At 42.1% G+C, this 22,033-nt stretch carries 21 protein-coding genes; 3 read left to right on the top strand and 18 right to left on the bottom strand.

The annotated features are described in order from the left end of the window. Window positions 1–44 precede the first annotated feature (44 nt). From NAF01_RS02065 to NAF01_RS02025, 9 genes are all read right to left on the bottom strand, one after another. Window positions 45–1,073 (bottom strand): TRAP transporter substrate-binding protein, encoded by a 1,029-nt coding sequence (locus tag NAF01_RS02065; RefSeq protein ID WP_163144829.1) that lies wholly within the window; start codon window positions 1,071–1,073, stop codon window positions 45–47. A gap of 34 nt (window positions 1,074–1,107) precedes the next feature. Next, complete coding sequence (locus tag NAF01_RS02060) at window positions 1,108–1,737, bottom strand: bifunctional 4-hydroxy-2-oxoglutarate aldolase/2-dehydro-3-deoxy-phosphogluconate aldolase (RefSeq protein WP_197212613.1); 630 nt, start codon at window positions 1,735–1,737, stop codon at window positions 1,108–1,110. Window positions 1,738–1,763: 26 nt separating this feature from the next. Beyond that, on the bottom strand, window positions 1,764–2,321 hold the full coding sequence (hxlB, locus tag NAF01_RS02055) for a 6-phospho-3-hexuloisomerase (RefSeq protein ID WP_048009731.1): 558 nt from the start codon (window positions 2,319–2,321) through the stop codon (window positions 1,764–1,766). Then, entirely contained in the window at window positions 2,318–2,941 is a 624-nt protein-coding gene (hxlA, locus tag NAF01_RS02050; RefSeq protein ID WP_048009732.1) for a 3-hexulose-6-phosphate synthase, read from the bottom strand. The genes hxlB and hxlA overlap by 4 nt, the downstream gene beginning before the upstream one ends. Before the next feature lie 9 nt (window positions 2,942–2,950). Further along, the gene (locus NAF01_RS02045; protein WP_226620181.1) at window positions 2,951–3,904 is read right to left on the bottom strand and encodes a sugar kinase; all 954 of its coding nucleotides are present in this window, start codon (window positions 3,902–3,904) and stop codon (window positions 2,951–2,953) included. 24 nt (window positions 3,905–3,928) lie between these two features. Beyond that, complete coding sequence (locus NAF01_RS02040; protein WP_197212617.1) at window positions 3,929–4,930, bottom strand: LacI family DNA-binding transcriptional regulator; 1,002 nt, start codon at window positions 4,928–4,930, stop codon at window positions 3,929–3,931. A 177-nt stretch (window positions 4,931–5,107) separates the two neighbouring features. Continuing rightward, window positions 5,108–6,508, bottom strand: coding sequence for a M28 family peptidase (locus NAF01_RS02035; protein ID WP_250801621.1), 1,401 nt, complete (start codon window positions 6,506–6,508; stop codon window positions 5,108–5,110). A 194-nt stretch (window positions 6,509–6,702) separates the two neighbouring features. Further along, window positions 6,703–7,263 carry an FAD-dependent oxidoreductase gene (locus NAF01_RS02030; RefSeq protein WP_076258255.1) on the bottom strand — a complete coding sequence of 187 codons (561 nt, stop codon included), beginning with the start codon at window positions 7,261–7,263 and terminating at the stop codon, window positions 6,703–6,705. Window positions 7,264–7,346: 83 nt separating this feature from the next. Further along, on the bottom strand, window positions 7,347–7,577 hold the full coding sequence (locus NAF01_RS02025) for an excisionase family DNA-binding protein (protein WP_197212623.1): 231 nt from the start codon (window positions 7,575–7,577) through the stop codon (window positions 7,347–7,349). Between the two features lie 205 nt (window positions 7,578–7,782). Between NAF01_RS02025 and NAF01_RS02020 the strand changes: the two genes are divergently transcribed. Beyond that, window positions 7,783–9,441, top strand: coding sequence for a PAS domain-containing sensor histidine kinase (locus NAF01_RS02020; protein WP_250801620.1), 1,659 nt, complete (start codon window positions 7,783–7,785; stop codon window positions 9,439–9,441). A 52-nt stretch (window positions 9,442–9,493) separates the two neighbouring features. Here NAF01_RS02020 and NAF01_RS02015 read toward each other — a convergent pair whose 3' ends face one another. The 3 genes from NAF01_RS02015 to NAF01_RS02005 form a co-directional block, all read right to left on the bottom strand. Beyond that, window positions 9,494–10,660, bottom strand: coding sequence for a toxic anion resistance protein (locus tag NAF01_RS02015; RefSeq protein ID WP_250801619.1), 1,167 nt, complete (start codon window positions 10,658–10,660; stop codon window positions 9,494–9,496). After that, window positions 10,657–11,313: a 5-bromo-4-chloroindolyl phosphate hydrolysis family protein gene (locus tag NAF01_RS02010; RefSeq protein ID WP_226620177.1), complete on the bottom strand. Its 657-nt coding sequence runs from the start codon at window positions 11,311–11,313 to the stop codon at window positions 10,657–10,659. The genes NAF01_RS02015 and NAF01_RS02010 overlap by 4 nt, the downstream gene beginning before the upstream one ends. A 258-nt stretch (window positions 11,314–11,571) precedes the next feature. Beyond that, window positions 11,572–12,675, bottom strand: a complete 1,104-nt coding sequence (locus NAF01_RS02005; protein WP_250801618.1) for an SH3 domain-containing protein — start codon at window positions 12,673–12,675, stop codon at window positions 11,572–11,574. A gap of 258 nt (window positions 12,676–12,933) precedes the next feature. Here NAF01_RS02005 and NAF01_RS02000 point away from each other — a divergent pair, with 258 nt between their 5' ends. Then, window positions 12,934–14,847: an alkaline phosphatase family protein gene (locus NAF01_RS02000; RefSeq protein WP_226620175.1), complete on the top strand. Its 1,914-nt coding sequence runs from the start codon at window positions 12,934–12,936 to the stop codon at window positions 14,845–14,847. An 84-nt stretch (window positions 14,848–14,931) separates the two neighbouring features. On the opposite strand, the gene NAF01_RS01995 is transcribed toward NAF01_RS02000, so the two are convergent. The 6 genes from NAF01_RS01995 to NAF01_RS01970 all read right to left on the bottom strand — a co-directional run bounded on the left by NAF01_RS01995 (window position 14,932) and on the right by NAF01_RS01970 (window position 21,020). Next, window positions 14,932–16,395 carry a PAS domain-containing sensor histidine kinase gene (locus tag NAF01_RS01995; RefSeq protein ID WP_197212636.1) on the bottom strand — a complete coding sequence of 488 codons (1,464 nt, stop codon included), beginning with the start codon at window positions 16,393–16,395 and terminating at the stop codon, window positions 14,932–14,934. Between the two features lie 106 nt (window positions 16,396–16,501). Next, a complete protein-coding gene (gene rlmD, locus NAF01_RS01990) occupies window positions 16,502–17,881 on the bottom strand; it encodes a 23S rRNA (uracil(1939)-C(5))-methyltransferase RlmD (RefSeq protein WP_048009744.1) in 1,380 nt (459 codons plus the stop codon). Between the two features lie 300 nt (window positions 17,882–18,181). Next, window positions 18,182–19,117, bottom strand: coding sequence for a diacylglycerol kinase (locus tag NAF01_RS01985; RefSeq protein ID WP_197212640.1), 936 nt, complete (start codon window positions 19,115–19,117; stop codon window positions 18,182–18,184). 251 nt (window positions 19,118–19,368) lie between these two features. Continuing rightward, window positions 19,369–19,986, bottom strand: coding sequence for a TetR/AcrR family transcriptional regulator (locus tag NAF01_RS01980; protein ID WP_197212643.1), 618 nt, complete (start codon window positions 19,984–19,986; stop codon window positions 19,369–19,371). 49 nt (window positions 19,987–20,035) lie between these two features. Beyond that, the gene (locus NAF01_RS01975; protein WP_048009747.1) at window positions 20,036–20,293 is read right to left on the bottom strand and encodes a hypothetical protein; all 258 of its coding nucleotides are present in this window, start codon (window positions 20,291–20,293) and stop codon (window positions 20,036–20,038) included. Window positions 20,294–20,660: 367 nt separating this feature from the next. Further along, entirely contained in the window at window positions 20,661–21,020 is a 360-nt protein-coding gene (locus NAF01_RS01970) for an anti-sigma factor (protein ID WP_163144816.1), read from the bottom strand. A gap of 363 nt (window positions 21,021–21,383) precedes the next feature. On the opposite strand from NAF01_RS01970, the gene plsY reads away from it, so the two are divergent. Further along, window positions 21,384–22,010, top strand: coding sequence for a glycerol-3-phosphate 1-O-acyltransferase PlsY (plsY, locus tag NAF01_RS01965; RefSeq protein WP_250801617.1), 627 nt, complete (start codon window positions 21,384–21,386; stop codon window positions 22,008–22,010). Window positions 22,011–22,033: the final 23 nt, after the last annotated feature.

Below are 22,033 nucleotides of genomic sequence, written 5' to 3'. Positions count from 1 at the left end.
AAGACCGCATTTCACACTCTTCCCTTTAACGCATTCGTTTCGGATTATTTAAGATCTTTAATTTTCTTCAGCAGTTCTTCAGCACCCATGTCTTTAGCCGCTTTTTCTTGCATTGGCTCAGCCAGTTCAACAAATGGAGTACGGTCAATTTCATTTACGACAGCACCTTCAGCAATCGCCTTTTCTTTATACTCTTCTTCTTGGGCATAAACTGCTTCTCTTTCGGCTTGAACAGATGCTTCAGCTGCTTCTAAAAGAATATCCTGCTGTTCTTTTGTATAAGAGTCGAACTTTTTGCCGTTTACTAATAAGAATCTAGTTGTATAGTCATGGCCTGTTTCAGTAATATATTTTCCATTGTCTGTTTTGTGATGATTTTGCTGAATAAAATATGGATATGAGTTTTCAGATGAATCTACAACGTTTTGCTGTAATGCCTGGTATAATTCTCCCCATGCAATAGAAGTAGGGATGGCACCTGTTTCCTTCCAATAGTCAGCAATTACACCTGAAGTTTGCGTTCTGAATGTCAAGCCTTTTAAATCTTCCATCTTTTCAATTGGCTTTTTGCCATAGTAATGTCTAACACCAGCAGACCAATAACCAACTAATTTAAAGTCATTATTTGACTTTTCCTTAACAAGCTTCTTCATTTCTTCTCCCACTTCGCCATCAACAACTTTTTCCCAATGCTCATAGCTGTCAAAAAGGTATGGAAGGGCTAATAAATCAATTTCCTTAATGCCTGTTTGAGTCATAAAGCCTGGTGATACTAAAACAACATCTGCTGCACCTAGCTTAAGCTTTTCGACTAATTCCGATTCTTCTGTACCGATCGTTCCTGCATGTACTTCAACTTCGATGTCACCGTTTGACTTGCTTTCTGCCACTTCTTTAAACTTTAATAAGCCTGTTTGGTAAGGATTATCTGGAGATGTCTGATTATGTGCCGCTACAATTTTAATCTTTTTGGAACCTGTTTCTCCGCCTGCCTCTTCTTTGCTGCTGCAGCCAGCTAATAGTGCTGATAATGCTAAAAGTAAAACAAAAGAAACTGACAATAACTTTCTCATTTTTATTTCCCCCTTGTTTAATTGGAATGGTAAATTATTTATTAAGCAATGCCGTATATTCAAGCGCTTTCTTCGTTAGCGTCAGGTAATCCTCATCACTGTTTAAGTTTTTAGGATTTACCAGGTTGCCTCCAACCCCAATCGCCAAAGCACCACCTTCAATATATTCCTGCATATTGCTCTCATTAATTCCGCCTGTTACCATCAGCGGGATATGCGGGAATGGACCATGAATATTTTTAATGTATCCCGGACCAAAGGCATTGGCAGGAAAAACTTTTATCATGTCTGCACCATTCTCATACGCTGTTAAAATTTCAGTTGGTGTTAGTGCTCCCGGTATACTTGCTATGCCATAGCGCTTTGTCATTTTAATTGTTTCAGTGTTAAGCGAAGGAGAAACGATGAATTGGCTGCCTGCCATTATGGCGGCTCTGGCTGTTTCAGGATCTAAAACTGTTCCTGCCCCCACCAGCACTTTATCGCCAAGCTCCACTCTTACTTTTTCAATCATCGCCATGACTCCGGGAGTTTCAGCGGTAACTTCCAATACTTTTACTCCGCCGTCATACAGAGCACTAGCGATCGGCACTATATTCTCTGCAGTTGCTTCACGTATAACAGCAACAATGACTTGCGCTTTAATAAAATCCACGGCTTCCATTTGTTTTACCTTCCCTTCGCTTGCATCTATTCCAAATTGGTATGTCTCTTGGTCATTTCTTCATAAGCTGAATCCTGATTATCTGTTTGCAATGTTCCAATGATAATTGCATCGAGAACAAGATGGACTGATTGGTCAAATTGATTGCCGAGCGGCTGAATAGTGCCTGGTTCACCCGGTCTGCGGTACTTTGTGGCAGCCGGAATGACGAGAACCCCATCACATATGGAAGCAATTTTGGACTCTTTATTTGTGGTTATCAGAAAAACCTTTGCTCCTATTTCTTTTGATTTGGCAGCAAATTGCAGAATGGCACCCGTTGAGCCTGAACCAGAGATGGCCACTAGCAAATCATCCGATTCAATACTTGGCGTGACCGTCTCCCCAATCACATAAACCGGAAACCCACCATGCATCAGGCGCATCGCAAATGCTTTTCCCATTAACCCAGAACGCCCTTCTCCATAAACAAAAATCCGTTTGGCTTCCCTGAGATGTTTGGATAGATGAATCGCTTCTTCTTCATTAATACTAGCCAGAACGGCTGAGATTTCATCAGCCACGGTTTTTATAATAGATTTCATTGATTTAACAATCCTTTCATGGCTAAAGCAGCTTCATAGGGACTTCCAGCTTTCGTGATAGCGCTGCCAACTATGACCGTATTAGGCCTTCTCTCTAAAATTCCCGGCAGTGTGTTTAGATTGATTCCGCCAGCAACAGCAACCTCCAGTCCGGTAAGCCCATGTGTAAGAGAGAATAGATCTGTTCCCATCTCTCCTTCGGCCTGCATATCTTTCCCAAAATGCAAGCTAACGAGTTCTACTCCCATATTCTGCAATTCTATAACTTTGCTGCGTTCCGATATGCCCAGCAAGTCGATCATAATGCGTTTCCCATACTGCTCTGCTGTTTTAAGGGTATCTGCAATTGTTTTATCTGCAGAAAATGCCATCACCGTGGTGATATCAGCGCCTGCCTCAAACGCTTGTGCAGCTTCATATTTGCCGGCATCACATGTTTTCATATCAGCCACGATTGTTTTGTGAGGATATACTTGCTTAATCTCACGAACAATTGACATGCCATACTCCTTAATTACACCAGTGCCAAGTTCAATCCAATCTACAAAAAGCTCGGTTTCTCTTAAAATCTTTAAGCACTCTTCCCTCGTAAGGCGGTCAAGGGCTATTTGAAGATTCATACTCTCACCCTATCTTTCTATGAATTCTCTTTCTCCCAATTGAACGAGAACGTCCTCCAAGTAAGGAAGGCCTTCATTATCTCCTGAAACACTCACGACCATAGAACCTATGACATTTGCAAATTGTAAAGTCTTTTGAAGCGGCCATTGGTTTAATAGCCCGTAAATAAATCCGGAGTCAAATCCATCCCCAGCCCCTACTGTATCCACAACTTTTTTCGCTTTAAAAGCTGGAGCTTCAATGTACTCACCGTTCTGATAACCCACAGAACCTTTTTCCCCTTGCTTAATAGCAATATGGCTGATGCCGAAAGCTTTGCCAAGTTCAATGACTTCTCTTGGGTCACTGGTTCCCAGCAATAATTCAGCTTCCTCCTCGCCCGTCAGAAAAATATCAACATACGGGAGAAACTCTCTTAAAACAGTCCTCGCCTCTTCCTTAGTCCATAGTTTCAATCTGATGTTTGGATCAAATGAGACTAGAACGCCGTGCTTCTTAGCGAGAGAAATTGCATATTTAATAAGGTCAATATTTTTCTCCTTATCCACTGCAGGGAAAATTCCGGTGATATGGAGGACCTTTGAATTTTTAATATATTCTTCACTTAATGTTTCAATTGTTAAAGCTGTAGTTGGAGAATTAGTTCGGTAGTAAAAAGTTCTTACACTTCCATCCCCCATAATCTCTTTAAAATTAAGAGATGTCGGATATCCGTCAACAAGCTTTAATTGTGAGACATCAATTCCTTCTCCGCGCACTGTATTAAAGATGTGCCTTCCAAATTCATCATTTCCCAGACGACTAATCCAGCCGGTTTTTAATCCTAACCGGGAGCAGCCAATCGCTACATTCAGCTCTGCCCCGCCAATTTTACGTTCAAAGGTTGGTACAAACCTCATTGGACCGGTTGCCGAAGGGTTGAATGTTATCATGGCATCCCCAATGGTAACTACATCTTTCATGGCAAAACACCCTTTTCATTTCTATTAGCACGATTCTCTTATGATTAATTTTGGCTCAAACCGATAAACAAGCTTCTCTTCTGCAGCAGTTTTTTTCTGAATCTGGTTCAATAAGAGTTCTGCTGCTTTCTTGCCTATTTCAAAAGCCGGCTGTGCAACGATCGTTAATCCCGGTTCATAGAAGCTTGCAAAAGAGACATCGTCAATCCCTATAATGGCCAAGTCTTCCGGTACTTTTAAATTATTTTCTTTCACATATTTAAGGATCTCGATTAAAGTAAGATCGTTTCCGGCAAGAATCGCTTTCGGAGGATCTTCCAGTTCAAGCATCTCCTTAAGCCCTTCTTTTATTTTGCTGACTTCCAAACTTTTAATATATTCTTTCCTTAACGGAAATCCATTTAATTCAAGCGTTTTTTTGTATCCGTTTAACCTTTCCATCCTTGGGGTAACATTTCGAATTACATTTGTGATGATTCCGATTTTTCTGTACCCATTGTCAATAAAGTGCTGAACTCCTAACCCTGCTGCCTTTTCATTATCCAGGAGCATAGATGGAATCGGCACATCAGGCACTGTTCGGTCTACAAAAACAATCGGGTATTTTTCTTTGAGCATTTCATTATAGAGATCTGCATTATCACCGGTGGGAAGAAGGATGATGCCATCAACCTGTTTTGCCCGAAGCATTTCAATATACTTTTTTTCCTTAATAGGGTCATCATCGGCATTACAGACAATCGTATGAAAGTCAGAATCATGACACATATCCTCAATTGCCCTGATAACTTGGGTGGAAAAAGAGTGAAGGATATTTGCCACAATAACCCCAATCGTTGTTGTTGATTTCTGCTTTAAGCTTCTTGCCACAATATTAGGCCTGTAACCAAGTTCATTAATGGCAGCTTCAATTCTTTTCTTGGTGTCTTCTCCCATGTAATCAAACCTTTTATTCAAATACTGGGAGACGGTGCTTTTTGAAACTTTTGCATGCTGAGCTACATCAGCCATAGTAACCGTTTTCATCATGTCTTCTCCGAATCATCTCTTTTATCTAAATCGATTTACTAAACCGGTTTACTAAATCGATTTATCACAATTATAGAAAAACTGAAAGCGCTTTACAAGTCTTTTTTTAAAAAGACATCAGACACTTCATAAAAAAAAGCCTCCCATCTCAGGAGGCTGCTTTTCTTTTCTGCTTTATTTTACATCCTGCTCATAAACCATCTCAGGTGCTGCTTTCATTTTATGCTTCTTTTTCGGTTTAGGGCCCATGTTGTCAAAACGCGCTTTATCATAAATGGCAGTGCCCACAATTTCCGCTGTATCCTGAAGCTTTTCCTTGCTTATTTTATCAATTGTATCTTCTGGAGAATGGTACCACGGCTCAGTAGGGCTGTGAATGAATAATGCGGCCGGGATGCCCGCTTCCGCGAATGGAACATGATCACTTCTGCCGCCCTGATATACTGGTGTCGGCTCACCGTTCAGCCTTTCACTTGATGCTTGTGATAGCTCTGTTACCAGATTTTCTTTTCCATCCAATGTCATCATCACTAAATCGCCTGCATCCCTGCTTCCAACCATATCAAGATTAAAGTTCGCAATCGTCCTGCTAATTTCATCATCAGAAAGGCTGTCAACATAATGATAGGACCCAATTAATCCCAATTCTTCTGCCCCAAACGTCACAAAGCGGATTTCTGTATCAGTCGGAATGTTCTTGAATACTCGTGCAAGCTCTAATGTCATCGCTGTGCCGGAAGCATCGTCATTCGCCCCAGGTGCACCCGCTACAGAATCATGGTGTGAGCCGACTACAATAATGTCATCGTTCGCTTTCTTTTTGCTGGTCGGTTTCTTTGTGGCAATCACGTTATGTGAAACTTTTTCTCCTGCCTCCGCACCTTCAATGGTCAGGGAAGCTGTTAAGGTTTCACCTCTCTCCAGCAAAGCAAGAATGGCCTCACCTTCTGCTTTTGACAGAGCTAACGCCGGAACATATTCTTCACTATGAGCTCCAAGTGTTCCGCTTAATGGACCCTCTGCATTATTAAAAATAATCACACCGGCAGCACCTTTTTCTGCTGCGTTAAGAACTTTCTCTGCAAAAGAAATGGATCCTCGCTGAATTAGTGCAATTTTTCCAGTGAGATCAACACCTTCCAGTTCTTCCACTGTGCCCAGACCTGCAAATACCAGCTCCCCGCTCACATTCCCGTTGACTGAATAGGTAAAGGATCTTGGCTGCAGTTCTCCTTCATAGCCGTCAATGGTCACTTCCATACTGCTTGGAGGAGTATATCCATAAAACGTGAATGGCTGAATCTCTGTTTCATAGCCAAAGGTTTCGAATTGGCTTTTAATATACTGAACAGCGTTATACTCCGATTCCGTACCGGCTACACGCGGGGTTTGTGAAAGATAATCAATATTATTATAGATATTTTCTGCATTAATTTTATTGACTACCTTTTTATCGAATACATTTACCGGCTGGTTCTGTTTTACGCTGGCTGGCTGTGCAAAAGCTGCTTGTGCTCCCACTGCCCCAAAAACAAGAGTTGAAGCTAATGCCACTTTTAAAATTGGTTTTCTCATCTAGTACCTCCAATAGAATAATAGATTCCGCTCACTAAATTTTATAATGTTTCGAAAACTCTTATAAGGGTACAAGATACTAGAATATAATAGGCACAAAAATCTATATATTGGTTATTTTGTAAATTTTAGGTATTAATTAATAGGAAGATAGATAAAAAAAGAAGGCTGCTCCATGCAAGCCTTCTTCCAATCTATTTCATTAAATCATGGTCCACATAACGCTCGCCGTTCAATTCACTGATTACGTTAATCGCCACTTTCGCACCGTCTCCAGCTGTTATGATTGTATGGACGCTGACTCCTGCAATAGTTCCGGCTGCCCAAATGCCATCAACATTTGTCTTTCCGTCAGCATCAGCATCCAGAACCGTTTTAATGCGTGGCTCAGTCCCTGCTTTAGTCTTCAAACCGGCTTTTTCGGCTAAATCAGTTGAAAGCCCTGCTGCCACAATCACATGCTTCGCTGAATATGATTTTTCTCCCGCTGTTACAGTAAAACCACTTTCAGCTTTTTCAATGTTTTCTACAGTTCCTTCTGTGATCTCTGCCCCAAACTTAACAGCTTGCTTTTTGCCTGTTTCAATTAATTCCGGGCCAGTGATTTCCATAACGCCATAATGATTTTCAACCCATGCCCGTTTAGTCATGCTTTTATCATTATCCACAACCACTACCTTCTTGCCCGCTTTGGCGGCAAATAGCGCAGCACTTGCACCGGCAGGACCTGCACCCACAATTAAAATATCAAACATCCATACTTCCTCCTTTAACACATTATTTACTTATAGTTTATCCAAGCTAATAATAATTGTAAAATAATGTGATTTCAGGAAATTTAATCTTCATCTTTGATATCCCGGTCCTCCGGTATCGGCTCATTTAAAATTTCCTCCACCAGCTCCTTGTATTTTTCCACCTGCTTTAGATGGGCATTAAACTGTTCCTTGTATACTAAATACTGTTCCCCGTCATAAATAGCGCGTATTTTCTTTTGCTGTATCAGGCTTTCTACATATGACTCAGAGTAAGATAAATATTCTGCGGTTTCTTTAATGGTCAAGTACATGCTTGTCCTTCCCTTTCTTATTCCTTATAATATGATTTTACTAATTTCCAGACACTAGAAGACTCTGCTAAAATCATATAGAATAGAAGCTATAAATAATCTGTATAGGCAACCAGTATATTCTATTATTATACGCGAAAAATACTAATTTGACTGAATTCCAGCATATTTTCAGCCAAATAGAGAACAGGAGAAATATAAGCTAATGAATAAAAAAAAGGTATTGGGCTTATATGTGATCATCAGCCTTATTTGGGTATTCGGAACGAATTACCTTTTGCATATGCTTGAGCCTTCTTCTCTTGTCAATTTTCTATTCAGAGCAAAAGAATTTCTGTATATCATTGCTACAGGATGGCTGCTCTATTATTTTATAGGCAAAAGAGATGAGCTCAGTGCCTCAAGAGAAGAAGAAAAGCGCCTTTCCACTTTAATCAATTCCATGGTGGATTTCGTTAATTTCAAAGACGGTCACGGCCGCTGGATTGAGTCTAATGAATTTGGACTTAAGCTATTTAATCTAGAAAATGTCGATTACAAAGGCAAGAAGGACTCAGAACTTGCCGAGCACACTGATTTTTATGCAGACGCACTTCGCTACTGTGAAACATCAGATGAAGAAACCTGGGTAAACGGTAAAATTACCCGCATCGAGGAAGTAATTCCCTTGCCTGACGGAACAGAGAAAACGTTCGATACAATTAAAGTACCGCTCTTCCATACAGACGGCAGCCGAAAGGGACTAGTCATTATCGGCCGGGACATAACAGAAAGAAAGCATGTGGAGAAGCTCCTTGCCGAAAGCCAGCAGCAATATAAATCCCTGTTTGAATATAATACCGAGATCGTCTTTATGACAGACCTTCATGGCACGATTACGAAAGTAAATCCCCAATTTAAAGCCGTGACAGGATACAGCCCTGATGAAACATTGGGTAAAAACATCAATGAAATTATACCGGCTCCTTATAAAACGAAGGCAATCGAAGACTTTACAGGCATCCTTGAGGATAAAAAGCCAAAAACCTGTGAGTTTGATTTTAATCATAAAAATGGCAGCAAACTGACTATTCAATGCACTGCCCTTCCGCTTATAGTGAACGGTCAAATTGCCGGAGTTATCGGATATGGAAAAGATGTTACAAAGCTCCGTCAGGCTGAAGAAAGACTCCGCCGAACCGAAAAGCTTTCTGTGGTAGGAGAGCTTTCTGCAAGTGTTGCACATGAAATCAGAAATCCTCTCACATCTTTAAAAGGCTTTGTGCAGCTGATGCAGCTGGAAGATGAAAAGCATCAGTTCTATTATCAGATCATGCAGGAAGAACTCGACCGGATCAACCATATTGTCGGCGAGCTTCTGCTCCTTGCCAAGCCTCAGGATATTTGTTTCACAAAAGCAGATGTTCAAAAAATCCTGTTTAATGTCATTTCGCTTTTAAAAACTGAAGCCAGCATGCACAATGTCCAGATTGAATTTCTGTTAAAATCGGATGTGTATATGATTGAATGTGAACCGAATCAGCTTAAGCAGCTTTTTATTAATATCATAAAAAATGCCATCGAAGCATCTAATGAAGGCGGCAAAGTAACCGTTACACTGCTGGCAGAAGACCACCAGCTGACTATCCTGGTTAAGGATACCGGCTGCGGCATGTCGGAAGATCGCCTGAATAGGATCGGTGAACCTTTTTATTCGTCAAAGGAGAAGGGAACAGGCCTCGGGCTCACAGTCAGCTTCAAGATTGTTCAATCCCATAATGGTTCCATTCATTTCAATAGCAAGAAAGGGAGAGGTACAGAAGCTGTCATAAAGCTCCCTGTAAAAAAACAAACACCTGCCCCTGAAGCTGGAATAACCGTTTAAACAGCAAAAGAGCGATGTTCAATCAAACGTTTGATTGAATATCGCTCTTCTTTTAATTTCCCTTAATCTCCAGCAGCTTCATCCTTAAGTCATTCTCCATATTGGCCAGGTCATGTTCTGCCTGCCGGCGCTTATTCCTGCCTTCTTCCTGGATCCTCAAGGTTTCTTCAAGAGTAGAGATCAGATTCTCCTGTGTTTTCTTTAGCGTTTCGATATCAACAAGGCCCCGCTCATTTTCACGTGCCGTTTCAATTGTATTCACTTTTAGCATCTCCGCATTTTTCAAAAGAAGATCATTGGTGGTTTTTGATACCTTCTTCTGGGCTTCGACGGCATGGCGCTGGCGAAGCAGTGTCAGGGCAATAGCCACCTGATTTTTCCAAAGCGGGATGGCAGTCATGATAGAAGACTGGATTTTTTCAACTAATGCCTGATTGGTATTCTGTATCAGGCGGATCTGCGGCGCACTTTGAATCGTTATTTCACGGCTCAGCTTCAAGTCATAAAGACGTTTATCCAGGCGGTCGGCAAACTGGATCATATCGTTTACTTCCTGGAACTTCATTTGGTCATTTGACTCTTCTGCCCTCTTTTTCAGCTCGGGAATGGTCTTTTCATGAAGCTCCTCAAGCTTTAGTTCTCCTGCTGCAATATAAACATTTAACGCATGAAAATACTCTTTATTATTATCGTAAAGCTTATCTAACATGACAATGTCGGAAAGAAGCGCGTTTTTGCTTCTTTCCAATTTCACGCTGATGCGGTCGATTTGAGCTCCTGTTTTCTGGTATTTGGACAATACTTCCTGAACAGAACCGGAAATCCTTCCGAACATACGCGCAAAAAAGGATGATTTCTCAGGCTTCAGCTCATCCGGATTCACATCGCTGAATTTTTTCATCAGATCATTAATGATTGTTCCCACTTCACCAACGTCTTTTTTCTGAACATGCTCGAGCATGGTATGGGAGAACGATAACAGCTTTGATTGAGCTGGTGTTCCGTATGAGATCATCGCCTGGTGATTGGCCGGATCAATTTGCTTTGCAAGCTGATAAGCTTTTTCGCGATTTTCTTCCGGAATCACATCTATAAGCCTTGTCCGCTTTTCCGAATGCAGCGGCGAGGAAGCAGGCTGCTGATTTTCCCCAAAAGGATCTGCCAGCAAATCATCTATTAAATCAGTGTTTTTTAACAGGGACGGTTTTTCTTCGGTCATTTTAATCTCCTGCTTTCATCATGAATTCTTGATTCTTTTATCTTCTCAATCGAATTCCTGGCAACATCAATTTCAAGATGAAGCTGATCAATATCTTCTGCGATAACCCTGTGAAGATCTTCCTCTACATGATGGGTAAGTGCATCAAGAGTACGTCTAGTCTCCTGGAGGGACTGATCCAGTTCACGCGATTTTCGCGGCTGGGAAGATAGAAAGACATACTTTTCCGCCAGCTCCACAGCAGAATCCAAATGGGAAAAATAAAACTGCTCCGCCTGATAAAACCGTTTCGGCTCACTTCTGGTCAGTCTGTAAATTCTCCTCGTCACCCTCATGAACTCCATGCGCTGCTTCAGCGTCGGGAAGTGCCGAATTGAGAACATTGCTTTATGCAGACGGGCTATTTTGCGGCGTGCCTCATCAAGATTTCGCTTTATATATTGGTATTCCCTTTTCGTCAATCCATGCTTTTTCAAAAAGCGGCGGCGCTGAATCAACCCTCCGGCCCAATAAGTGAGCAATCCGGCTCCAGCTCCATAAACCCCTGATAAAAAAAATGTTTGCCCGAAAGCAAAGTAACTGGCCAGCCAGACACTGACAGACAATGGAACAGCCGTCAGCAGGCGAAAAGCAAATGCTAAAAAGGAATTCATATTTATCGACTCCTACTCATAGTCCTACTTAGTTATACGTAATTGATAAACCTAAAGTTTCATCCACAGACATCTTTCAGCAAAAAAGGCATATATCCTTAAATCTATTAAAACACTTTTAAAAAACTTCTCAAGTTATACGATACAAAATAACACGATAGCCCGCCATAGACCATAAAAGTAATCCATGCTAAGACCTGAGACGTATATTATGTAAAAAAAAGCACCTGCGGAAATTTTTCCGCAGGTGCTTTATGGCTATTTAACCGCCAATGCACGCTTGCCCATGGCATTGTAAATCTTAATGAACTTTTCTTTTGGCATCTTAACATCTTTTTTAACAGCTTCACTGTCATTAAAATAAACATAATCGGCATCCACACCGGTTACGACAATACAGTGCAGAGGTGTCGGTGCGCTGATCGTTTTGCCGGCAGGCGTTTTCCAGGTTCTTTTATTCGGCATTTCATGGCTGATAGTAAACCACGCCAGAACAGGGTTACCCTCTGAAACAGCCTTTTCTATTTCCGAGAAATCTTTTCCGGTCAGATTTACACCGCCAGGACGATATTGATCAAGCAGCTTTTTCAGCGGCCCCGGATTTATCGTGTGTCCGTTGCCAAAAGGTGTTCCAACGAACCCGACATCAGGGTCGCCCCAGGTTTTAATCGATCCGTCTGCATTTCTTACCAGCTTGGTTGAGTCATATGGCATTTTTTTTGCCAGTGTGGTTTTGCTGACATTCACTCCATAAAACTTCAACGCCATCGCAAGGGAAGTGACTTCACATCCGCTAGGCAGCTCCGGCCGCTGGGCAATGAGCGGCACATTAATTTTGGACAGGCGGGCATCACTGGCTTTCACATAATCACCGCTTACATAACCCGTTCCGCCATTGTAGGATATTTTATACCAGCCATTGCTTTCCTTATGTATAACATTCAATACAGATCCGTTCTTCAAGGACCCTATTTTCCCGTAATTTGTACCCGGACCTTTCCGGACATTTAATGACGTAGCATCCACCCGGTAAAGCTTTTCATTTGTTTTGACATACTGGCCGCTGACATAGCCTGTTTTGCCGTTGTAGTTTATTTTGTACCAGCCGTTTGCAAGTCGTTCAATCGCCTGAATACTGCTTCCTTGAGCCAGGCCCCCAATCCGGCTGTAATTTGTTCCCGGACCGGAACGGACGTTCAGACTGGTTGCATCCACTGTGTAAGTAGCGGAAGCCGCTTCTGCCACTGCCACGTTTGAAAAGCTCGGAATTGACGGCGACAAGACTCCTCCTGCCAAAATAGCTGCAGCAACAGTGCCTTTTAATATAGCTCTGTTTCCATATGAACCTTTTAAAATTGCCATACACTTTCCTCCATATCCCTGATTTTATTTCTGTCGAATTTTGCGGACTACTCTAAAAATAAAGATTAGCAAACTTCAAGTCTACCTCTTTGGGACTGGAAAAATTTTATTGATTCTATTGAATCAGTTTGAATTTGCTTATTTGGCAGAGTCAGTATATTTGGCATCTGTATATCTTCCCTTTTGAAAAAGTTTAATTATAAGGGCTGCAGGGAATAAACTCTTGTACCAATTCACTTACATCTTGGAGGAAACATAATGAACAAGCACTATTTTCATATAGTAATTTTATTAATAGGGTCGATTATATTCCCTTCCTCTGGATATGCAGAGGGTACGATTGGGAAGGAAAACAAGGTTGTGCTGATCTCCTTTGATGGAATGAGGAACGACCTGGCAAAAGAGTTTATACAGGACGGCAAGCTTCCTCATTTTAAATCACTTATGAAGAACGGAGTGGCTGCCAAGGATTCCAAAACCGTAACCCCCTCACTGACCGCACCATCCCATGCGGCCATTGCCTCAGGTGCAGCTCCATCGGAAACCGGTATGGTCAGCAATAAATGGCAGGACCCCAACAAGGAATTGGCCAATGGAGAAAGCGCTTTTCATCAGCCGCTTGATAAAAGCCCGCTTTGGGCAGAAGCCAAAAAGAATGGCAAAACAACGGCAACCGTGCTGTTTCCCGGATCAAACCCTGATGCAGGCGGACAGGCTGATTATGCAGTTTATTATGGTGAAACCTGGGCAGAGAGCTCACTCGATAAGCTTCAGTTCAAAAAAACAGAGAGCTGGAAGCACACCGAAAACACCTTCAGCCCTGCAAAGGAAGCTATAGTTAAGCTTCCTTTGAAAAAAGCACAGAATAAAGAGATCTATATATTAGCTTTAGACACTTCGGATGATGGAAAAACCAGTTATAACCGCTTCATTTTTTCGGAAAACCGTAGTGCAGACTCCGAAGATGTTATCGTCAATGCCAATGAATGGGGATCAATTCCTGTTGAAGCTGACGGTGAATCTGCAGGATTTTGGTTTAAGCTGAAGACTGATACCAGCCTTGAGAAAGCGAGCATTTACCGGACTGCTGTTACATCAGCCCTCATTGAAGGTCCAGAAGGATTTGAAGAGGAGCTGCTATCGGAATTCGGCTTTTTCCCCGTCCAGGATGATACAAAGGCTTTTGAAAAAAAGTGGATTACTCGAGAAGAGTACGAGGAAATTGGTTCGCGTTTTGTCCACTGGGCAACTGATGTGTCTCTTTATATTAAAGAAAAATACCAGCCCGATCTGCTGATGTTTTACACACCTCAGATTGATTATGAATCACATCATTTTCTGCTGACAGATCCGCGGCAGCCCGGGTATTCAGAGGGAAATTCCCAAAGACATTCGAAATACATTGAATGGGCCTACAAGCTTGCAGATGATGTAGTAGGACAGACGATGGACAGCCTTAGCGAAGAAGACCACCTTCTTGTGGTATCTGATCACGGCATGGAGCCAGTCCACACCATTCTGGCTCCAAACACTCTTCTGAAAGAAGCAGGTCTCTTAAAAACAGATAAAAAAGGCAAAGTGGATGAGGAGAACTCCAAAGCAATGGCTGTAGCCAGCGGATCAGCTGCCCAAATATATCTGAATGAAAACCTCACCAAAAGAGAAAAGGAAAAGGCTGCAGACCAAGTGGTGAAGCTCTTTAGCGAATATAAAATCAAACCCGAATTTAAGACAAAAATCCTTAAGGGCTATTTAGGTGAAGCCGGTGATTTTCTCGCCGAAGGAAAGTTCAGCCAATTTAATCAAACGGCAAAGCAATTTTCCAATTACCTTTTCAGGAAACAAGAAAAGCCTTATCAGATTGCCTATGATAACAATAAAGAGAATAAGCACCCTAACCAGGGAGACATATTGCTGCTTGGTGCAAGTGGCTATATGATGGGCAGCAGCTTAACAGACCCCCAAATGCCGGCAATAGAACTTGGCAGCCATGGCGGCAATCCTGACCGGAAAGAACTCAAGGCGGTATTCTTTGCACAGGGTCCTTCTTTTAAAGGTAACAGCGGAATTGGTTCGATTACCACACTGGATATCGCCCCGACAGTTTATAAACTGCTGGAGATACCGGCTCCTGACTTTTTGGAGGGTGAAGTTCTGAAAGATGCATTTTAATTAAAAACACGGACTTGCTAGATGCTGCAAGGCCGTGTTTCATTTTTGAAAAAAACCCACCCCTAAAGAGATGGGCAGAACAAACTATATACAATCCAATTCTACAGTTACTGTAGTTCCTTCACCTATAAAACTATCGATAGTCATCAGCCCTTGGTGTTCCTGTATAATTTTGTTGCTGACCGTGAGCCCCAGACCGATTCCTTTATCTTTTGTTGTATAAAAAGGTGTCCCAAGATGCTTCAGCATTTCATCATCAATGCCTGCTCCTTCATCTGCAAAAGCAATCCTTACACGCCCGCGCTCTATTTGCTGCATGCTGATATATACATTTCCGCCATTCGGCATAGCTTCAATCGCATTTTTTAAAAAGTTCACAAACACTTGCTTCAGCTGAGGAGGTGAACATAATAGCATGATATCATTCTCACTATGTTTGAGATGAATCTGGACATTATGAAGCAGAGCCTGCGGATGAAGCACCTTAATCGTGCTTTCCAGAATGGACATTAAGTTCCCTTTCTCAAACTCGATTGCCTGAGGCTTTGCCAAAGACATGAACTCATTGACAATGATATCAATTCGATCCAGCTCTTCCATAATTATGGATAGATAATTATCCTGCTTTTCCTGATTAATGCTTGATTGGAGCAGTTTTGAAAAACCTTTTAGAGAAGTCAGCGGGTTCCTGATTTCGTGGGCAACCCCTGCTGCAAGCTGTCCGATAATGGAAAGGCGATCCAAATTCCGCAAAACAGCATCATTATTCACTCTGTCTGTTATGTTTCTGCCTACTGCCACAAATAATTCAATTTCGCCCCGGTCGTTGAAAATAGGGGAAATGCTAGTCTCTACGAAAACGACATCACCATTGGCCGTATTCATTTTTGTCTCAAGGAGCTGTGGCTCTCCTGTTTCAAGCAGGTTTTGAGAGACTTTGTTAAACTTTTCTCTCTCTTCCTCTGAATATATGATAGTGGTGCAGGACTTCCCCACAAGATGCACCGGCGAATACCCCAATACTTTTTCATGAGATGGGGATGCATAAATCACCGTTTTTTCCCTTGTGAAGACCTTGATCATATCTGTCGTATTCTTCGTAATCAAGTCATACAGTTCCCTGGTTTTTCTTAATTCCCTTTCCATGCTTTTAAACTCTGTCATATCCCGGAATATAGCCAGAACAGCTATGATTTTCCCCTTAGAGTTTCTGAAAGGTGAATAGGAAACCGATATATCCAGAATCGAACCATCCTGATGATAGCGCTGTGTGATCACATTGCTGTAAACCTTCCCCAGCTTGACCAGTTTTATAATCTTCTTTACTTCTTCCAGATTCTGAAAATCGGTAAACTTCCGGCCGATAACCTGCGCTTCGGTATAACCAAAAATCACCGTATACATATGATTAACCCTTATAAAACGGTTTTCCATATCTATGATGGCTACACCATCTGCGGTACAATTCAGGAACAAATCAAGCAATTCATCAGGATTGGAATAAATCGATTCACCATCATTACCTAGGATCGGGAAATCATTGACCATTAACCTCACCCCATTAAATAACTCTATAAACTATATTTTACAGAATTATATGAAAAAAAGCATGAGGATTCTTTAGAACTCAAAAAAAAAGCAGCTTTCCCTTAGGTCAGCTGCCCTCTTTCCATTCTAATCCCGCGACTGCTTCACAATGCATAGTCTGCGGGAACATGTCCACAGGCTGCACTTCGATGGTTTTATATCCGCCATCTTCTAAAATACGCAGATCCCTTGCCAATGTTCCCGGATTGCAGGATACATAGACGACTTTCTTTGGCTTCATGCTTAAAATGGTTTTCAAAAGAGCCTCATCACAGCCTTTGCGCGGCGGGTCAACGACCAGCACATCTGCCGTGTTCCCTTTTTTATACCATTCAGGAATTACTTCTTCTGCTTTCCCGACTGCGAATGTAGCATTTGTCATCCGGTTCAATTCCGCATTCCTCTTCGCATCCTCAATGGCTTCCGGCACGATTTCAACTCCGAACACTGCTTTTGCTTTCTGTGCCAGGAAAAGAGAAATGGTGCCAATTCCGCAGTACGCATCGATAACCTTTTCTTCTCCGCTTAAATTCGCATATTCCAGTGCCTTATCATATAAAACCTTCGTTTGCTCCGGATTCACCTGATAAAAGGAGCGGGCGGAAATCGCAAATTGGATATCGCCAATAAAATCATAGATCACTTCTTCACCCCAGAGAACTCGTGTAACATCTCCCATGATCACATTTGTCTTCCGCGAATTCACATTCTGGACGATGGATTTAACACCTTCGATACTTGCTGCAATCTCTTCCACAATCTTTTGCTTATTCGGGAGCTCGTTCGTCCTTGTAACAAGGACAATCATCACTTCGCCTGTCACAAGACCATAGCGCGCCATCACGTGGCGGAGCTCACCTTTATGCCTGCCTTCATCATAAGCTCGGACACCATAGCGGCCGCAAATTTCCTTTACCTTTTGAACAACCTCATCATTTTTTTCCTGCTGAATGAGACATTCCTTCATATCGATGATCTGGTGGGTGCGCTGCTGGTAAAATCCGCCGATCAGACCGCCTTCCTGCTCGCCAATCGGAACCTGCGCTTTATTTCTGTAGCGCCACGGATTCTTCATGCCGAGAACCGGATGCACCTTGACGCCCTCTAGTTTCCCGATTCTTTCCAGTACATCTCTGACCTGTTTTTCCTTGGCGATTAGCTGGCCTTCATAGCTCAGGTGCTGCAGCTGACATCCTCCGCACTCCTTATAAATCGGGCAGGGTGCTTCCACCCGGTATGGGCTGCTTTCATAGGTCTCAATCAAGCGCCCAAACCCATATCCCTTATTCACCTTTATTACTTTGACTTTTGCTCTCTCACCCGGAAGTCCATCCGGCACAAATAACGGGTAGCCGTCAACCTTTGCCACTCCTGCCCCTTCATGGGTCAAATCCTCAAATGTCACATCTATATAATCATTTTTTTGCACAGGTAAAGTTCTGCTCATCATTTTCTTCCTTTTCAGCTTAATTCCGTGACCTATTTTGACTAGACAGATTGTATCACAAAATAGGGTTAAATACGAAATGGATATCTTTCAGATCCTTTGGACCTGCATACCCCGCAGCATGTCTATTTGCAGAAACGAATCCTGTATTTGCATTTTTCCCAGTCCATTTGCAGGATTCTCCTGTCTATGTGCTCTTTCACACTTCTATTTGCAGTAATACTTTTCTATTTGCATCGTTCACAACTTCTTGTGTTACTGCAAAATAAAAGCCCGCTCTGTAATAGAGCGGACCTCCTATTATTCATGGGAGCTTTCCCAATCTGTCGGGCGGTCTTCCTCACGAATCTGATCGATAGGAACAAATACTTCCAAATGCCTGTACAGGTTTACGAATTCGGCAGGAAGAAGCCCGCCAAATTCACCGTCAAGATTGAGCTGTACCTTCTCCTTGGATCGCACTTTAATGCGGTTTGCCTGCGTGTAGATGACATTCGGATCCTTTACATGCTCACCCCGGACTGCCATTGTCGCGATCCGGATAAAATCGGCGAGATTGGTTTTCTTTAAGATCAGCAGGGAGAAGAGTCCGTCATTAATACAGGAATCCGGCGCAAGTTTTTCAAAACCGCCGACTGAATTTGTCAGACCGACAAGGAAAAGCATGGCTTCACCCTCAAAGATTTTCCCGTCAAACTCAATGCTGACTTCAGTTGAACGGATAGAAGGCAGCATTTCAATTCCCTTAAGGTAATAGGCAAGCTGGCCAATCATGGTTTTAAGCTTGCTTGGCACCTCGTAAGTCAGCTCTGTCAGCCTTCCTCCGCCAGCGATATTAATAAAATATTTATCATTAATGCGGCCAATATCAACAGGAATGGTATCTCCTTTTACAATAATATCCGCTGCCGCTTCCACATCTCTTGGAATATGGAGTGCACGGGCAAAATCATTAGTTGTGCCCATTGGGATAATGCCGAGGCGCGGACGGTAATCCTGTTCAGCGAGTCCATTTACAACCTCGTTAATCGTGCCGTCACCGCCTGCTGCAACGACCAGGTCGAATCTGCGTTCAACAGCTGTCCGGGCAGCTTTAATGGCATCCCCTTCACCTGTGGTAGCATGGCATGACGTTTCATAGCCAGCTGTCTCCAATTTCTGCAAAACCTCTGCTAAATGTCTTTTAAAAATTTCCCGGCCTGAAGTCGGGTTATAAATAATTCTTGCTCTTTTCATAGCCCATCATCCTATTATTGAAATATCTAAACTTAATACTTTTCATTCCATCTTTTTACATCATAGCGAATAGTCCGCGGCTTAGCAATTTTCACAGCTAACCGTTTCTATTCTATTCACTTCCTGGTGTTTTCACAAGTGGACAGATGCACAAATGAATTATACCCTCATTAAGCAAAAAAGTATCGTAATTAAGTTATATTTCTTGGCCAGGTGCTTCAAATCAGCATTATCCAGGATGAGGTTAAGCATTACTCCTGTTTGAGGTCCTGCAAAACAAGGCTCTTAACGTAGTCAATAATGGTTCTATATGGATATTCTTCATTAATTACTCTATGAAGCATTGCCCCGTCCATAAAAGTCCAAAACAATCCTGCTACATGGTTTGGATCTGCATCGGAACGGAATTCCCCGGTGTTCTGTCCTTCCTCCATAATATCTGTTATCAGCTTTAAAAAGAACTTCTTTCCACGCTCATTCAGGATTCGATTCAGATTCTCATCTCTTGAGGAATGCAGCGTAAATTCCAGCTGCACAGTTATTCTATCTTTCCGTTCCTGGCTGAATGGGCTCATATCCCTGTACAAGTCAAACAGGTATTCAAGTTTCTCTTCTGCGGAGGAGAACATCGATATTTTCTCTGCAAGTCTTGCATTAGCTGATTCTGTCTGCTCATTCAACAGCTCCAGATAGATTTCTTCCTTGCTTTTAAAATAATTATAGATAGCTCCCTTGCTGATTCCTGAATAAGCGACAATATCATCTATGGTCGCTGCCTGAAATCCTTTTTTGGCAAAGCAGGCCAAGGCGCCCGACAGGATCTCTTTCTTTTTTTTCCGTTTATATTCCTCTGATACGATTGGCGGCAATTCTGTCCCTCCAAGGCATTTGATTTATTCTCTTTTAGTTATTAATTTATCAGCAGCACTTCCGGCTGATTTCACTGCTTTTCAGAATTTCTTCTGAATACAGGCTGGCATGTTCACTCGTGATTTCCGTATTTTCCTCAGCCAATCCCGCTTTTATCAAGTCTTCTTTCATTTTAGCGAGAAATAAATCTCTGATAGCTGCTGAACGGCACGGCTGCATTTGCGCTGCCAAATCCCAAATCCATTGCTCAAGATGTACACTCTTGCTCTTTTTTTGCATTTCCTGCGGAACCTGCCTTCTTCCCATATCTCCCACTCCCCAGGTTTGTAATTAAAAATAAACTGATCGGTCTTTTTATTGTAAATATTTTTATATGAATTTTCAAATTTTTTTCATATAGTTCTATTAAATTGGCCTGTTGACTTCCGCTTTAGGCACTCCCTTTCCGCGGGCGGTCCGGGAGCCTCCTCGTCGCTTTGCTCCTGCTGGGTCTCCCTTTGATCCGCACTCCTTCAGGACTTTGAATAAGCTTCCTTGAGTAAACACCGCACGAAGAACATGCGAATGCATTTTCGAGGATCTCGTGCCTTCCGCTCCAATCAACAGGATGCTAAAAAAACTACAATAATCTATAACAGAGCCAATATAAAAAACTCCTAACTTCCGTTAAGAGTTACTCCTGATCTATTTGATTTTTCTCCCGGTACATGGTTACTAATCCCCCAATGAGCATAAAGCCGGCAAAGGCAAGAGGAAACCAGCGCTCAAACAAAGAGCCTTTAGTTGGCAGCCCACTCTGTTCCTTAGAAGCTTCTTCGGGAATTTCGCCTGTAATCTGAGCCATGACAAGAGTTGTAAAGTCCTCTTCCCCCGGCATTGCCGGCAAAGAGTCCTCCTCCTCGTCCATTGCTTCAAGGTATACTTCCAGACATTGATCACATATATATAGATGATCTTCATAGAGTTCACGCTCAGGTTCAGAAAGCTCATTTTTTGCATATTTCCGCCATTCCTCCAATGAAAAATGCTCCATGAAAATCATCTCCTTCCAAAGTTCCTTACAGGTCGTGCTTTGAAACACAAATAATATCCTGCAGGGTATTATTTTTATCAAACATATCCTTATAACTATTCGAATTACATGTTATCTTTTTGAGTGCCGAAACAATCATAATTTAGAGAATGGAATAATTCAATACCTTACTTATAATAATCTCTCACTAAAAAAGTTACAGAATTTTCTATTCTGGATAATGATTAATTCTCCCTCTTCACTAAACCATTATATGGTAAACTGTAAGCGATGACTACATGCAGAGGAGGCTAGTAAAAAATTTTCAAATAATGGACAACTCTAATTAACAATTGAATATATTGATGAAAAAGGATGAATACGATGACTTTTCTTATTTACCTGGCAGCATACTTAATAGGATCAATTCCTACTGCCTTATTATTTGGCAGATTTGCCTTTGGAATTGACATTCGTGATCATGGCAGCAATAATCCTGGTGCCACTAATACATTAAGGGTTCTTGGCAAAAAAGCGGCTATCGTGGTACTGCTGGTGGATGTGGGCAAGGGCGCCGCCGCTGCGGCAATTCCTGTCATTCTGAGTGCTGAAGCTGATCCGCTAATAGTCGGGATGGTCGCAGTTGCCGGCCACTGCTTTCCGATCTTTGCAGGATTCCGCGGAGGAAAAGCCATTGCAACCACAGCTGGCGTATTGATTGCTGCAAATATCTGGATGTTTTTAATCGCCTATATTTCTTTTGTGGCTGTCATTTTCCTGACCAAGTATGTTTTTTTCGGCTCTTTATCGGTGGGTGCATCCTTGCTTGTCTATTCCTTATTTACTGAAGGCACTGAACATGAACTTATCTTTTCTATTTTCTTATTATTTCTGATTTTCCTGCATCGCTCAAACATTAAGAACTTTATTGATAATAATGAGCCTAAAATCAATGATAAGCGCTTAAAAGATGACCGCATCCCTCCAAGAGATGATAAAAAGCGAGCCTGATTGAAACCCGTATCTGCATTCGG

Source organism: Cytobacillus firmus, assembly GCF_023657595.1.
Classification (GTDB): domain Bacteria; phylum Bacillota; class Bacilli; order Bacillales; family Cytobacillaceae; genus Cytobacillus; species Cytobacillus firmus_B.
This window is presented reverse-complemented; position numbering and strand designations above follow the sequence as displayed.

Bases quoted from the DNA above. Each gene is read 5' to 3' on its own strand.
- NAF01_RS02065 (WP_163144829.1), bottom strand. From the start codon at position 1,073: ATGAGAAAGTTATTGTCAGTTTCTTTTGTTTTACTTTTAGCATTATCA.
- NAF01_RS02060 (WP_197212613.1), bottom strand. From the start codon at position 1,737: ATGGAAGCCGTGGATTTTATTAAAGCGCAAGTCATTGTTGCTGTTATA.
- hxlB (WP_048009731.1), bottom strand. From the start codon at position 2,321: ATGAAATCTATTATAAAAACCGTGGCTGATGAAATCTCAGCCGTTCTG.
- hxlA (WP_048009732.1), bottom strand. From the start codon at position 2,941: ATGAATCTTCAAATAGCCCTTGACCGCCTTACGAGGGAAGAGTGCTTA.
- NAF01_RS02045 (WP_226620181.1), bottom strand. From the start codon at position 3,904: ATGAAAGATGTAGTTACCATTGGGGATGCCATGATAACATTCAACCCT.
- NAF01_RS02040 (WP_197212617.1), bottom strand. From the start codon at position 4,930: ATGAAAACGGTTACTATGGCTGATGTAGCTCAGCATGCAAAAGTTTCA.
- NAF01_RS02035 (WP_250801621.1), bottom strand. From the start codon at position 6,508: ATGAGAAAACCAATTTTAAAAGTGGCATTAGCTTCAACTCTTGTTTTT.
- NAF01_RS02030 (WP_076258255.1), bottom strand. From the start codon at position 7,263: ATGTTTGATATTTTAATTGTGGGTGCAGGTCCTGCCGGTGCAAGTGCT.
- NAF01_RS02025 (WP_197212623.1), bottom strand. From the start codon at position 7,577: ATGTACTTGACCATTAAAGAAACCGCAGAATATTTATCTTACTCTGAG.
- NAF01_RS02020 (WP_250801620.1), top strand. From the start codon at position 7,783: ATGAATAAAAAAAAGGTATTGGGCTTATATGTGATCATCAGCCTTATT.
- NAF01_RS02015 (WP_250801619.1), bottom strand. From the start codon at position 10,660: ATGACCGAAGAAAAACCGTCCCTGTTAAAAAACACTGATTTAATAGAT.
- NAF01_RS02010 (WP_226620177.1), bottom strand. From the start codon at position 11,313: ATGAATTCCTTTTTAGCATTTGCTTTTCGCCTGCTGACGGCTGTTCCA.
- NAF01_RS02005 (WP_250801618.1), bottom strand. From the start codon at position 12,675: ATGGCAATTTTAAAAGGTTCATATGGAAACAGAGCTATATTAAAAGGC.
- NAF01_RS02000 (WP_226620175.1), top strand. From the start codon at position 12,934: ATGAACAAGCACTATTTTCATATAGTAATTTTATTAATAGGGTCGATT.
- NAF01_RS01995 (WP_197212636.1), bottom strand. From the start codon at position 16,395: ATGGTCAATGATTTCCCGATCCTAGGTAATGATGGTGAATCGATTTAT.
- rlmD (WP_048009744.1), bottom strand. From the start codon at position 17,881: ATGAGCAGAACTTTACCTGTGCAAAAAAATGATTATATAGATGTGACA.
- NAF01_RS01985 (WP_197212640.1), bottom strand. From the start codon at position 19,117: ATGAAAAGAGCAAGAATTATTTATAACCCGACTTCAGGCCGGGAAATT.
- NAF01_RS01975 (WP_048009747.1), bottom strand. From the start codon at position 20,293: ATGGGAAGAAGGCAGGTTCCGCAGGAAATGCAAAAAAAGAGCAAGAGT.
- NAF01_RS01970 (WP_163144816.1), bottom strand. From the start codon at position 21,020: ATGGAGCATTTTTCATTGGAGGAATGGCGGAAATATGCAAAAAATGAG.
- plsY (WP_250801617.1), top strand. From the start codon at position 21,384: ATGACTTTTCTTATTTACCTGGCAGCATACTTAATAGGATCAATTCCT.